General features: G+C 61.7%; 13 protein-coding genes. All 13 read right to left on the reverse strand.

The genetic code is table 11. The features are described 5' to 3' along the window. Positions 1 to 33: 33 nt before the first annotated feature. The 13 genes from FQ192_RS24675 to FQ192_RS24735 all read right to left on the reverse strand — a co-directional run bounded on the left by FQ192_RS24675 (position 34) and on the right by FQ192_RS24735 (position 12,614). On the reverse strand, positions 34 to 984 hold the full coding sequence (locus FQ192_RS24675; protein ID WP_149660884.1) for an LD-carboxypeptidase: 951 nt from the start codon (positions 982 to 984) through the stop codon (positions 34 to 36). A gap of 173 nt (positions 985 to 1,157) precedes the next feature. Next, positions 1,158 to 2,183 (reverse strand): lipoyl synthase, encoded by a 1,026-nt coding sequence (gene lipA, locus FQ192_RS24680; protein ID WP_123404565.1) that lies wholly within the window; start codon positions 2,181 to 2,183, stop codon positions 1,158 to 1,160. 1 nt (position 2,184) lies between these two features. After that, positions 2,185 to 2,832, reverse strand: a complete 648-nt coding sequence (lipB, locus tag FQ192_RS24685; protein WP_149660885.1) for a lipoyl(octanoyl) transferase LipB — start codon at positions 2,830 to 2,832, stop codon at positions 2,185 to 2,187. Next, the gene (locus FQ192_RS24690; RefSeq protein WP_133837585.1) at positions 2,832 to 3,107 is read right to left on the reverse strand and encodes a DUF493 domain-containing protein; all 276 of its coding nucleotides are present in this window, start codon (positions 3,105 to 3,107) and stop codon (positions 2,832 to 2,834) included. The genes lipB and FQ192_RS24690 overlap by 1 nt, the downstream gene beginning before the upstream one ends. 80 nt (positions 3,108 to 3,187) lie before the next feature. Continuing rightward, entirely contained in the window at positions 3,188 to 4,345 is a 1,158-nt protein-coding gene (locus FQ192_RS24695) for a D-alanyl-D-alanine carboxypeptidase family protein (protein WP_149660886.1), read from the reverse strand. A gap of 181 nt (positions 4,346 to 4,526) precedes the next feature. After that, entirely contained in the window at positions 4,527 to 5,540 is a 1,014-nt protein-coding gene (locus FQ192_RS24700) for a septal ring lytic transglycosylase RlpA family protein (RefSeq protein WP_149660887.1), read from the reverse strand. Then, a complete protein-coding gene (gene mltB, locus FQ192_RS24705) occupies positions 5,540 to 6,547 on the reverse strand; it encodes a lytic murein transglycosylase B (protein WP_149660888.1) in 1,008 nt (335 codons plus the stop codon). The genes FQ192_RS24700 and mltB overlap by 1 nt, the downstream gene beginning before the upstream one ends. A 17-nt stretch (positions 6,548 to 6,564) precedes the next feature. Next, positions 6,565 to 7,668, reverse strand: a complete 1,104-nt coding sequence (rodA, locus tag FQ192_RS24710) for a rod shape-determining protein RodA (RefSeq protein WP_166656017.1) — start codon at positions 7,666 to 7,668, stop codon at positions 6,565 to 6,567. Between the two features lie 31 nt (positions 7,669 to 7,699). Then, positions 7,700 to 9,595 carry a penicillin-binding protein 2 gene (mrdA, locus tag FQ192_RS24715; RefSeq protein ID WP_149660889.1) on the reverse strand — a complete coding sequence of 632 codons (1,896 nt, stop codon included), beginning with the start codon at positions 9,593 to 9,595 and terminating at the stop codon, positions 7,700 to 7,702. A 10-nt stretch (positions 9,596 to 9,605) separates the two neighbouring features. After that, a complete protein-coding gene (gene rlmH, locus FQ192_RS24720) occupies positions 9,606 to 10,073 on the reverse strand; it encodes a 23S rRNA (pseudouridine(1915)-N(3))-methyltransferase RlmH (RefSeq protein ID WP_007937439.1) in 468 nt (155 codons plus the stop codon). 9 nt (positions 10,074 to 10,082) lie between these two features. After that, positions 10,083 to 10,577 (reverse strand): ribosome silencing factor, encoded by a 495-nt coding sequence (rsfS, locus tag FQ192_RS24725; protein ID WP_149660890.1) that lies wholly within the window; start codon positions 10,575 to 10,577, stop codon positions 10,083 to 10,085. A gap of 74 nt (positions 10,578 to 10,651) precedes the next feature. Beyond that, positions 10,652 to 11,341 (reverse strand): nicotinate-nucleotide adenylyltransferase, encoded by a 690-nt coding sequence (gene nadD / locus FQ192_RS24730; protein WP_149660891.1) that lies wholly within the window; start codon positions 11,339 to 11,341, stop codon positions 10,652 to 10,654. 1 nt (position 11,342) lies between these two features. Next, the gene (locus FQ192_RS24735; RefSeq protein WP_149660892.1) at positions 11,343 to 12,614 is read right to left on the reverse strand and encodes a glutamate-5-semialdehyde dehydrogenase; all 1,272 of its coding nucleotides are present in this window, start codon (positions 12,612 to 12,614) and stop codon (positions 11,343 to 11,345) included. Positions 12,615 to 12,718: the final 104 nt, after the last annotated feature.

The raw sequence follows: 12,718 nt of genomic DNA on the forward strand, positions 1-12,718 counted from the left end.
GCCCGCGAAGACTGACTAACTGACGACCACGCTCTAACGCTTGACCACCACATCCTGCTCCAACACCAACACCTTGTTCCCCGCATCCAGCTTGACCAGCGCCCCCATGGGCAGCGTCAGGTTCGGGTCGCAATGCCCGCTGCGCCATCCGGCCAGCACCGGAATCCGCAACGGTTCAAAGGTCTGCTTGAGCAGCCGCGCCAACGCAGCAGCCTCCACCCCCGCCACATCCCCGACCAACACCCCGCGCAGCTTGCCGAGCGTGCCGGCCAGGCGCAGATGGGTCAGCAGCCGGTCGATGCGGTACAGCGGCTCGTTGATGTCCTCGATGAACAGAATGGCGCCTTCGGCCTCGATTTCGTACGGCGTGCCCATGGTTGCGGCAATCATCGACAGATTGCCCCCCAGCAAGCGCCCATGAGCGATGCCAGGCTCGATAGTGCTCAACGGGTAGGCCACCGGGTGCGTGAGCACGCTGCCGGCCTTCAGTTGCCCGCGCAGCATGTTGAAGAACGAAGCCTCGGTAGGCTTTTGCTTGTCCCCCAGCAAATCCGCGTTGAGCAACGGCCCATGAAAGGTCACGAAGCCTGCATGACGGCTGATGGCCAGATGCAACGCGGTGATGTCGCTGTAGCCGATGAAAGGCTTGGCGTTGGCACGCAGCAAGTCGAAGTCGAGGCGATCGAGCAAACGCGGCGTACCGTAACCGCCGCGCAGGCAAATGATCGCGTCGACTTCAGGGTCGGCGAACGCCCCATGCAAATCGTTGAGTCGCACCTCGTCGCTGCCGGCCAGGTAGCCGTCTTGCTGGTAAACACCGGGAAACACCCGCAGCGCATAACCCCGGGCGCGCATCCATTGCACAGCCTTATCAGTGTCCAGGGTGGCGGGGCCGGCGGGCGCAATCACGCCGATCAGCCCTTCCGACGGCAAGGCCGGCACAGGGGCGTGAGGAAAAAGGGTGTGGATCGGTCGAACGGTCATCCATGAATCTCCCAGCGTGAAATCTTCAGCACACAGTAGTCAGGAACGGGCATAAACAGAAGGGGGTCGATCGCGCCGCGCTGTGCGGGAAAAGACCACCGTGGACGTAGGCCAGGCAAAAAAACGCCCGCATGGCCGAAGCCGTGCGGGCGTTTTTGTCGTTCAGCCGCGCATCACAAGGAGGCGATCAGCTCGGCCTTGACCAGCTTCGCCTGCTCGTCGGCGTGGTACGAGGAACGCACCAACGGGCCGGACGCGACGTTCTTGAAGCCCATCTTGTAGCCTTCCTCGGCGAACCAGGCGAACACGTCCGGGTGCACGAAACGCTGCACCGGCAAGTGGCTGCGCGACGGTTGCAGGTATTGGCCGAGGGTCAGCATGTCGATGTCGTGTTCGCGCATGCGCTTCATGACTTCGATGACTTCTTCGTCGGTTTCGCCCAGGCCCAGCATCAGGCCGGATTTGGTCGGAATGTGCGGCATCATCTGCTTGAAGCGTTGCAGCAGGGTCAGCGACCACTGGTAATCCGAACCCGGACGCGCAGCCTTGTACAGGCGCGGCACGGTTTCCAGGTTGTGGTTGAACACATCCGGCGGCTCGGCGGCGGTGATTTCCAGCGCCACGTCCATGCGGCCACGGTAGTCCGGGACCAGGGTTTCGAGCTGCACGTTCGGCGACAGCTTGCGGATCTCGCGGATGCAGTCGGCAAAGTGCTGGGCACCGCCGTCACGCAGGTCGTCGCGGTCAACCGAGGTGATCACCACGTACTTGAGTTTCAGGTCGGCGATGGCGATGGCCAGGCTTTGCGGCTCGTTGGTGTCCAGTGGCTTCGGACGGCCGTGGCCGACGTCGCAGAACGGGCAACGACGGGTGCAGATGTCGCCCATGATCATGAACGTGGCGGTGCCGCCGGAGAAGCACTCGCCCAGGTTCGGGCAGGATGCTTCTTCGCAGACGCTGTGCAGCTTGTGTTTGCGCAGCAGGGCCTTGATGCGGTCGACTTCCGGGGACACCGGGATGCGCACGCGGATCCAGTCAGGTTTCTTCGGCAGTTCGGTGGTCGGAATGATCTTTACCGGGATGCGTGCAACCTTCTCGGCGCCGCGCAGCTTGACGCCGGCTTCTACCTTGGCACGCGGGGCCGGACGCTCGGTGACATCCAGCGTCGGGATCATGGTTTGCACTGCATCAGTAGTCATATCAGTCGATTCCGCCCGTTAGGGTCGTCTGCTCAGCATAGTCGAGGTGTTTGACGAGCTGCGCGCGCAGCCGGGCACTTACCTCGGCAAATTCAATCGATCCTACGTGATCGCTCAGCTGGGTCATCGCCAGCCCGGCGTAGCCGCAGGGATTAATCCGTCGAAACGGTTCCAGGTTCATGTCCACGTTCAGGGCCAGGCCATGGAAGGAGCAACCATGGCGGATGCGCAGACCCAGCGAAGCAATTTTTGCCCCGTCGACGTAGACACCCGGCGCGTCCGGCTTGGCTGCGGCAGTGACGCCGTAGCTGGCCAGCAACTCGATCAGGCAGTGTTCCATGCGGGTGACCAGGTCACGCACGCCGAAACCCAGTTTGCGCACATCCAGCAACAGATAGGCCACCAACTGGCCGGGACCGTGATAAGTCACCTGCCCGCCGCGATCGACCTGCACCACCGGGATATCTCCCGGCAGCAACAGGTGCTCGGCCTTGCCGGCCTGGCCCTGGGTGAACACCGGCGGGTGTTCCACCAGCCAGATCTCGTCCGCGGCGTCAGTGCCGCGTTCGTTGGTGAAGCGCTGCATGGCATGCCAGACCGGCTCGTAAGCCATCTGGCCGAGCTCGCGAAAGCCCAGCGTGCCCGGCATCACAGCACCATGTGCACGAAACCGGTAGCCCGCAGTTCGCTGTTGATGTCGTACAGCTGGTCTTGACCGGTGGCGATGATGTGTAGCTGGATCGTGGTGTACTTGCCGTTGCTGCTCTGGCGTTCGTCCACTTTCTCATCGTTGATCGTCGCGTGCTTGGCCACGATATCGATGATCTTTTGCTTGATGTCCACAATGGTGTCGCCGATCACTTTGATCGGGTAATCCTTTGCAGGGAATTCGATCTTTGGCGCCTTTACTTCGGTATCTGTCATGGCGTAACGGCCTCGTAAGCCGTGGCAACGGACATGGCCCCGCTCCGGATTGGATCGGGGCCATGCAAGTCCACACTAATTCAGTTGAACAAGCCGTAGAAGAATAGACGGATGCTATCCCACATGCGGCGGAAGATACCACCCTCGTCGACCGCGTCCAGGGCGATCAGGTCAGCGCTGTGCACCACCTTGTCGTCCAGTTTCACTTCGACTTTACCGATCACGTCGCCCTTGGCGATAGGTGCAACCAGTTGCGGGTTCATGGTCATGCTGGCGGCGAGCTTTTTCAGCTGGCCCTTGGGCAGGGTCATGGTCAGGTCTTCAGCCAGGCCGGCCTTGACTTGATTGGTGGTGCCTTTCCAGACAGGGGCCTGAGCCAGCTCGGCGCCTTTCTGATAGAAGGTCTGGGTTTCGAAGAAGCGGAAACCGTAGGTCAGCAGTTTCTGGGTTTCGGAGGCGCGGGCCACTTCGCTGTTGGTGCCGAACACCACGGCGATCAGGCGCATGCCATCACGCACGGCCGAGGACACCATGCAGTAGCCGGCTTCGTCGGTGTGACCGGTTTTCAGGCCATCGACAGTCTTGTCGCGCCACAGCAGCAGGTTGCGGTTAGGCTGCTTGATGCCGTTCCAGAAAAACTCTTTCTGCGAGTAGATCGCATAGTGAGCCGGGTCTTCGTGGATGATCGCGCGAGCCAGCAGCGACATGTCGTGAGCCGACGAGTAGTGCTCCGGGTTCGGCAGACCGGTCGGGTTCATGAAGTGGCTGTTGGTCATGCCCAGGTCGCCGGCCGTCTTGTTCATCATGTCGGCGAACGCGTCTTCGCTGCCGGCGATGTGCTCGGAGAGCGCAACACTGGCGTCGTTACCCGACTGGATGATGATGCCGTGCAGCAGGTCACTGACAGTTACCTGCGAGCCAACCTTGATGAACATCCGCGAACCGCCGGTGCGCCAGGCGTTTTCGCTGACGGTCACCGGGTCGTTTTCGCCGATCTGGCCACGACGGATTTCCAGCGTCGCAATGTACGCGGTCATCAGTTTGGTCAGGCTGGCGGGTGGCAGGCGCTGGTCACCGTTGTTCTCGACCAGCACGTTGCCGCTGCTGGCGTCCATGAGCACGTAGGATTTGGCGGCCAGTTGCGGTGGCGACGGCATCATTTCTACCGCAAAAGCGGCAGGCGTGATGAACAGCGGGACTAACAGGCACAGGCGTTTGGCAAAGGTGGTGATGTTCATCCGTCTCTCGAAATCGCTAATGGAAACTGCCCGAAGGCAAAACTTAATCAGATGGCTTTCTAACGGGCCATCGCGTGTTCAGTTGCTCACTCAGAACCCTTGCCGGGCTTTTGTTCTTAACGAGCCAACAACCAGGTCCTCCCCCCAAACCGCAAGCGAACCTTCAATCCAGTACTGCGTGTTACTCGGCGGTGACCAGGCTCGGTGAACCGAGATTGGCCAGTCGCACACTGTTCTGCACTTGCTGGATTTCACCCTGCGAACCGATCGGCCCCAGGCGTACCCGATGCAGTGTCTGTTGGTTGCGCACGATCGAGCTGATGAACACCGGAGCGCTCACCATCCCGCTGAGCTTCGATCTCAGGAGTTCTGCAGCGTCCGGGTTGGCGAACGCGCCCACCTGCAGATACTGGCCAGAGGCTGGTGCAGAAGCGTTTTTTTTTGCGGCAACCGGTACAGGCACTGTGTCCGACGCGTGTTGCTGCGGCGGTGGTGTCCATTGTTCGACCGTCCCCGCCGAGGCGGTAATGGTCGGCGCGGCATTTTGCGCTACTTGCGGCTCGTTGAGCATCAAAGGCGCCGGACGGCCTTTGGCGGCCCACCACTGTTGCGGATCGATCCCTTCGACCTTGACCCGCGCCGTGCCGATTTCGGCATAACCGAGCTTTTTGGCGGCGGCGTAGGACAAGTCGATGATGCGATCCGAGTAGAACGGCCCACGGTCGTTGACCCGCAGGACCACGCTCTTGTTGTTGTCCAGGTTGGTCACCCGAACGTAACTTGGCAGCGGTAACGTCTTGTGGGCGGCACTCATGCCATACAGGTCATACACCTCGCCATTGGCGGTGTTCTGGCCGTGGAACTTGGTGCCGTACCAGGACGCCGTGCCCGAGGCGACGTAGGTCTTGGAGTCCTGCAGCGGGAAATAGGTCTTGCCCAGCACGGTGTACGGGTTGGCTTTATAAGGCCCGCTGTGCAGGGTCGGCGTGGCATCCGGGATGCGCGACACGTCGACGTCCCACCATGGCGCGCCGTCTTTGTGCGCACGGTTGATGTCCAGCCCCGGCGTAGCGCGCACGGCGGTGTTGGAGGACTTCTGGGTCGGCGCGCGGCTGGTCGTACAACTGGCGACCAGCGCCGCCAACGCGACGTACGCCATCAGCTTCAGGGGTTTATTCATAGGCAATGCCCGCATTACTTGACGCCCCGTGCTTGGACCAGCTGTTCAGACAGTTGATGTACGGCCATGGCGTACATCACGCTGCGGTTATAACGCGTGATCGCGTAAAAATTCTTCAGGCCCATCCAGTACTCGGGGCCATTGTCACCTTCCAGGCGGAAAGCGGTGACCGGCATATCATCGCGCAGCGCATCATGACTCGACCACCCCAACGCCCGCAACTCCCCGACGGTTTTCGTCGGCTCGATGCCGGTGGTCAAACCCTCGTCCACCTGATCGCCACGCACATCGGCGCGGCTGACCACTGGCTCGCCAGCGACCCAGCCGTGACGCTTGAAATAGCTGGCAACGCTGCCAATGGCATCGTCCGGATTGGTCCAGATATTAATGTGGCCATCCCCGTCGAAGTCCACCGCATAGGCGCGGAAACTGCTCGGCATGAACTGCGGCAAGCCCATGGCGCCGGCGTAGGAACCCTTGAGGGTCAACGGATCGACCTGCTCCTCCCGGGCCAACAGCAGGAACTCACGCAATTCCTTGCGGAAGAATTCGGCACGGGGAGGATAGTCGAAACCCAGGGTCGACAACGCGTCGATCACCCGGTAATTGCCGGTATTGCGGCCGAAAAAGGTTTCAACGCCGATGATCGAGACAATCACCTGGGCCGGCACGCCGTATTCCTGCTCGGCACGGGCCAATACCGCCTCGTGCTGGCGCCAGAAGTCCACACCACGGGCGATACGCGCGTCGGTGATGAACATCGGGCGATATTCGTTCCACTGTTTAACCCGTTCGGCGGGTTTGGAAATGGCGTCCAGGATCGCCTGCTTGCGCGCGGCTTCGCGGAACACGCCCATCAGCTGTTCACCGGCAAAGCCGTAGTCGCGGGTCATTTCACCGACGAATTCGGCCACCTGGGGTGAACCTTCGTAATCGCCGGCCTGCGCTTGCGCAGTACCAAGGATGCCTACCAGGCCGACCCACGGCGCGTATCGAGTCGCCCAGCCATGCATTGCTTGCATTGAAATCTTCACCTTATTCAAACCTGTGCGATCCACTTACGATGGGTATGGATCGACATCAAAACCCCAAACGCTGACAGCAGCGTCACCAGCGAAGTTCCTCCGTAGCTAATGAACGGCAACGGCACCCCCACAACCGGCAACAGGCCACTGACCATACCGATGTTGACGAAAACGTAAACAAAAAACGTCATGGTCAGGCTGCCCGCGAGCAATTTGCCGAACAAAGTCTGGGCCTGGGCGGTAATTACCAGCCCGCGACCGATCAACAACAGGTAAATCAGCAGCAGTGCACAAATGCCCACCAGGCCGAATTCTTCGCCCAGCACCGCAATAATGAAGTCGGTGTGGCTTTCCGGCAGGAAGTCCAGGTGCGACTGGGTGCCCAGCAGCCAGCCCTTGCCAAACACGCCGCCGGAACCGATGGCGGCCTTGGACTGGATGATGTTCCAGCCAGTGCCCAGCGGATCGCTTTCCGGGTCGAGGAAGGTCAGGATTCGCTGCTTCTGGTAGTCGTGCATGATGAAGAACCACATCGCCACCGCCACCGGCACCGCCGCGGCAATCACGCTGAGGATCCAGCGCCAGCGCAGGCCGCCCATGAACAGCACGAACGCACCGCCCGCAAGGATCAGCAGCGAAGTCCCAAGGTCGGGCTGACGCACGATCAGGATAAACGGCAAGCCGATCAGGAACAGACTGACGCCCACATGCTTGAGCTGCGGCGGCAACGTACGTTTGGACAGGTACCAGGCGATGGTCGCCGGCATCAGGATCTTCATGAATTCCGAAGGCTGGAAGCGGATCACCCCGGGAATGTTGATCCAGCGCGTGGCGCCCATGGCGTTGTGGCCCATGACGTCCACCACCACCAGCAACAACACGCCGAGCACGTAACCGATCGGCACCCAACGGGCCATGAACCGCGGCTCGAACTGGGCGATGACGATCATCGACACCAGGCCGATGCCGAATGAAGTGGCTTGCTTGGCCAGCAGGTCCCAGCTCTTGCCACTGGCCGAATACAGCACGAACAGGCTGCCAGCGGCGAGGGTCAGCAGCAGAATCAGCAATGGGCCATCAATGTGCAGACGTTGCAACAGCGTCGCTCGGCGACGCATCACGTCCTCACTGGAGAGGATGCGATCGAAATTACTCTTCACGGGCCGTAGCCTCCGCACTGATAGGGCCGGCGTACTCAGGTTTGAGTCGTCCATCCTGGTCCAGGAGCCAGGCATCCATGACTTGACGTACCACCGGTGCGGCGACGCCGGAGCCGGACTCGCCGTTCTCGACCATCACCGACACCACGATTTTCGGGTTGTCGGCCGGCGCGAAGCCGACGAACAAGGCGTGGTCGCGGTGACGCTCCTGCACCTTGGAGCGGTCGTACTTCTCGCCTTGCTTGATCGCGACCACCTGGGCCGTACCGCTTTTGCCGGCGATCCGGTATTGCGCACCGATTGCCGCTTTGCGCGCGGTACCGCGTGCGCCGTGCATTACTTGCTGCATGCCGTGGTTGACCTTGGTCCAGTCCGACGGGTCGCGCAGGATGATGTCCGGCATCGGATTTTCATCCTTGGGCTTTTCACCTTCGACGGTCTTGGCCAGGTGCGGACGGTTCCACACGCCTTTGTTGGCCACCAGCGCCGTGGCTTGCGCCAGTTGCAGCGGCGTGGATTGCATGTAGCCCTGGCCGATCCCCAGGATCAGGGTTTCGCCCGGGAACCAGGCCTGACGCCGGGTCGCACGCTTCCACTCCCGGGACGGCATCAGCCCCGGCGACTCTTCAAACATGTCCAGCGAGACCTTCTGGCCAATGCCGAACTTGCCCAGGTACGAGGACAAGCGGTCGATGCCCAGCTTGTGGGCCAGGTCATAGAAGTAGGTGTCGTTGGAACGCATGATCGCCGTGTCCAGGTCGACGTAGCCGTCGCCGGTACGGTTCCAGTTGCGGTATTTGTGATCGTAGTTGGGCAGCATGTAGTAGCCGGGGTCGAACACGCGGGTCGACGCCGTGACCACGCCAGAATCGAGGCCGGCAATCGCCACCGCAGGCTTGATCGTCGAGCCCGGCGGGTACAGCCCGCGCAGCACGCGGTTGAACAGCGGCCGATCGATGGAATCGCGCAACTCGGCATAGGCCTTGAAGCTGATGCCGGTGACGAACAGATTCGGGTCGAAGCTCGGCGCACTGACCATGGCCAGGACTTCGCCGGTGTTCGGGTCCAGCGCCACCACCGCACCACGGCGACCGCCGAGTGCCGCTTCGGCGGCTTCCTGCAATTTGATGTCCAGGCTCAGGACGATGTCCTTGCCGGGAATCGGATCGGTACGCTTGAGCACGCGCAATACGCGGCCCCGAGCGTTGGTCTCGACTTCTTCGTAACCCACCTGGCCGTGCAGTTCGGGCTCGTAGAAGCGTTCGATGCCGGTCTTGCCAATTTGATGAGTACCGCTGTAACCCACCGGGTCCAGGGTTTTGAGCTCTTTCTCGTTGATCCGGCCCATGTAACCCACGGAGTGCGCGAAGTGCGCGCCCTGAGGGTAATGCCGCACCAACTGCGCGACCACCTCAACACCCGGCAGCCGGAACTGGTTCACCGCGATCCGGGCGATCTGCTCTTCGGTCAGCTCGAACAGGATCGGCACCGGCTCGAATGGCCGGCGCCCCTGCTTCATGCGCTTCTCGAAGATCACCCGGTCCTCGGGGGTCAGTTCCAGCACCTGGACGATCACGTCGAGCACTTGCTGCCAGTCGCCGGAGCGCTCGCGGGTCATGCTCAAACTGAAGCTGGGCCGGTTATCGGCCACCACCACGCCATTACGGTCGAAGATCAACCCGCGAGTCGGCGGAATCGGCTGCACGTGGACGCGGTTGTTTTCCGACAGGGTCGAGTGGTACTCGTACTGGATGACCTGAAGGAAATACAGCCGCGCGATCAGCACGCAGATCAGCGCCACCACCGCAATTGCCCCGAACACGACGCGGCCACGCACCAGACGGGCGTCTTTTTCGTGGTCCTTGATGCGGATCGGCTGGGACATGAGGGCAGAACTACTTGTGGTAAGGGTGGCCGGACAGGACTGTCCAGGCACGATACAACTGTTCGCCGATCAGAATCCGCACCAGCGGGTGCGGCAACGTCAACGGCGACAACGACCAACGCTGATCGGCCCGGGCACAGACTTCCGGCGCCAGCCCCTCGGGGCCGCCGACCATGAAATTCACCGTGCGCGAATCCAGCCGCCAGCGATCGAGTTCGACCGCCAGTTGCTCGGTGCTCCAGGGCTTGCCGTGGACTTCGAGGGTGACAACCCGCTCGTTTGGCCCGACCTTGGCCAGCATGGCTTCGCCTTCCTGACGGATGAAGCGCGCCACGTCGGCGTTCTTGCCACGGGTGTTGAGCGGTATTTCCACCAGTTCCAGCGCCAGCTCGGACGGAAGACGCTTGGCATATTCATGCCAGCCTTCTTCCACCCACTTGGGCATGCGTGAACCGACGGCGATCAGTCGCAGTCGCACAGCAATCCCTTACAGCTGGTCTTTGTTGAGCTTGATGAAATGCTCGTGGGTGTTTTCCGGGCTGTGGTGAGCCGCGTTCAGCGCACGGCTCTGCTCGGCACCGGACCACAGACGCTCGAGGTCGTAAAACTGACGCGCCGAAGCGGTCATCATGTGCACGATCACGTCGTCCATATCCAGCAGGACCCAGTCGCTGTCACCCTTGCCTTCTTCACCCAGTGGCTTGACGCCCAGGGCTTTGACGGCTTCGCGAACCTTGTCCAGCATCGCGCCGATCTGGCGGTTGGAGGTACCGGTAGCGATGATCATGTAGTCGGTGATGCTCTGCTTTTCGCGAACGTCGATGACCTGGATGTCCTGGCCTTTCACGTCTTCCAGGGCAGCTACGGCAATCTTGACCAGCTCATCACCCTTCAGCGGCTCGGTGGTGAGGACCGGCTCAGGCAGAGGGGCGCTCTTGAACGTGCCTTTGCGCTTTACTTTAGTTACGTCTTTGTTCGTCATATAAAACTCGTTTTGCTCATATGTTCGGGCGTTTCAATACACGTCATTTCGTGCCTTGAAACCTGCCCTTTTTTTCAGTTCGACGCACGGTACAGACCGTGCGCATCGATGTAGGCCAGGACCGCGTCGGGCACCAGGAAACGTACCGACTTACCGCTGGCCAGCAGTTGACGGATCTGGGTGGCGGATACCGCGAGCGGCGTCTGCCAGACGAATGCAATCTGTCCGCTCGGCCCTTTGAGGGCCAGCGGGTCGCTCACCGAGCGTGCCGCCAACAGATTGCGCAAGGCATCCGGCGGTTCGCTGTCGGCATCCGGGCGTTGCAGCACCAGGATGTGGCAATGCTGGAGCAACTCTTCCCAGCGGTGCCAAGTGGGCAGGCCGCAAAATGCGTCCCAGCCCAAAAGTAGAAAAACCTGGGTGTCCGCGGCCATTTCGGCACGCATCAATTCCAGGGTATCGATAGTGTAGGACGGTTTGTCCCGCTGCAATTCGCGGGCGTCCACCACCAACGGCGCCACACCAGCCACCGCGCACTCGACCATCGCCAGGCGATCCTTGGCCGACACCTGCGGCGTGTCCCGATGGGGCGGTCTGGCACTGGGTGTCAGACGCAGCTCATCGAGCCCAAGGGATTCGGCGACTTCCAGTGCACCGCGCAAATGGCCGATGTGCACCGGGTCGAAGGTGCCGCCCAGCACGCCAATGCGTCGAGGCCCAGCCTCGCCGGCAGTGATCGGGGCTGACGGGTCGAGGTCGCCCAAGTCAGACCGACTCCTGTCCGCGCAACTGGCCATCACCGACCACGATGTACTTCTCGCAGGTCAGACCTTCGAGGCCCACCGGGCCGCGGGCGTGCAGCTTATCAGTAGAAATGCCAATCTCGGCACCCAATCCGTATTCAAAGCCATCGGCGAAGCAGGTCGGGGTGTTGATCATCACCGACGACGAGTCGACTTCCGCCACGAAACGCCGGGTGTCCGCCAGGTTTTCACTGACGATGGAATCGGTGTGATGGGAGCCGTATTTGTTGATGTGCTCGATGGCCTGAGCCAGCCCGTCGACCACGCGGATCGACAGAATCGGCGCCAGGTATTCGGTGGACCAGTCGTCTTCAGTCGCGGCAACGGCCTCGATGATCGACCGGGTGCGTTCGCAACCACGCAGCTCGACGCCTTTTTCGCGGAACTGGGCCGCCATCGACGGCAGGAAATCTTTGGCAACGCTTTGATCCACCAGCAGCGTTTCCATCGCGCCGCAGATGCCATAACGGTAAGTCTTGGCATTGAAGGCGATGCGCTGGGCTTTCGGCAGATCGGCGTGGGCACTGACGTAGACGTGGCAAATGCCGTCCAGGTGCTTGATCACCGGCACGCGGGCGTCACGGCTGACCCGTTCGATCAGGCCCTTGCCACCGCGTGGCACGATGACGTCCACGTACTCCGGCATGGTGATCAGAGCGCCAACGGCAGCACGGTCGGTGGTCTCGACCACTTGCACCACGGCGGCCGGCAGCTCGGCCTCGGCCAGGCCGCGCTGGATGCAGGCCGCAATGGCACGGTTGGAATGAATCGCTTCGGAGCCGCCGCGCAGGATGGTTGCGTTACCGGATTTCAGGCACAGGCTGGCGGCGTCGATGGTCACGTTGGGCCGGGACTCGTAGATGATCCCGATCACGCCCAGCGGCACGCGCATCTTGCCGACCTGAATGCCCGACGGGCGGAAGCTCATGTCGCGGATGGCGCCGACCGGGTCCGGCAGGGCCGCGACCTGGCGCAGGCCGACGATCATGCCGTCGATGCGTGCCGGGGTCAGTGCCAGGCGTTCCAGCAACGCAGCTTCAAGCCCATTCGCCCGACCGGCGGCCAGATCCAGCTCATTGGCGGCCGTCAACTCGGCACGCGCGGCGTCCAGCGCATTGGCGGCAGCCTGCAAGGCGCGGTTTTTCTGCGCAGTGCTGGCACGGCCGATGATGCGCGACGCTTCGCGGGCAGCGCGACCCAGGCGGGTCATGTAGTCGAGGACGGACTCAGTCATGTCTGATGGGATCTTGGCAAAGATGAAAGCGGCAGATTATAGCTGTCGCGTCCTAGGACTAACAGCGGTGACAGGCGGATGGTCGAAATGGAGGGCAATTTGCC

This window comes from Pseudomonas sp. ANT_J12 (genome assembly GCF_008370045.1).
GTDB lineage: Bacteria > Pseudomonadota > Gammaproteobacteria > Pseudomonadales > Pseudomonadaceae > Aquipseudomonas.

Coding starts and splice junctions, on each gene's coding strand:
- FQ192_RS24675 (WP_149660884.1), bottom strand. CDS start 984: ATGACCGTTCGACCGATCCACACCCTTTTTCCTCACGCCCCTGTGCCG.
- lipA (WP_123404565.1), bottom strand. CDS start 2,183: ATGACTACTGATGCAGTGCAAACCATGATCCCGACGCTGGATGTCACC.
- lipB (WP_149660885.1), bottom strand. CDS start 2,832: ATGCCGGGCACGCTGGGCTTTCGCGAGCTCGGCCAGATGGCTTACGAG.
- FQ192_RS24690 (WP_133837585.1), bottom strand. CDS start 3,107: ATGACAGATACCGAAGTAAAGGCGCCAAAGATCGAATTCCCTGCAAAG.
- FQ192_RS24695 (WP_149660886.1), bottom strand. CDS start 4,345: ATGAACATCACCACCTTTGCCAAACGCCTGTGCCTGTTAGTCCCGCTG.
- FQ192_RS24700 (WP_149660887.1), bottom strand. CDS start 5,540: ATGCGGGCATTGCCTATGAATAAACCCCTGAAGCTGATGGCGTACGTC.
- mltB (WP_149660888.1), bottom strand. CDS start 6,547: ATGCAAGCAATGCATGGCTGGGCGACTCGATACGCGCCGTGGGTCGGC.
- rodA (WP_166656017.1), bottom strand. CDS start 7,668: ATGCGTCGCCGAGCGACGCTGTTGCAACGTCTGCACATTGATGGCCCA.
- mrdA (WP_149660889.1), bottom strand. CDS start 9,595: ATGTCCCAGCCGATCCGCATCAAGGACCACGAAAAAGACGCCCGTCTG.
- rsfS (WP_149660890.1), bottom strand. CDS start 10,577: ATGACGAACAAAGACGTAACTAAAGTAAAGCGCAAAGGCACGTTCAAG.
- FQ192_RS24735 (WP_149660892.1), bottom strand. CDS start 12,614: ATGACTGAGTCCGTCCTCGACTACATGACCCGCCTGGGTCGCGCTGCC.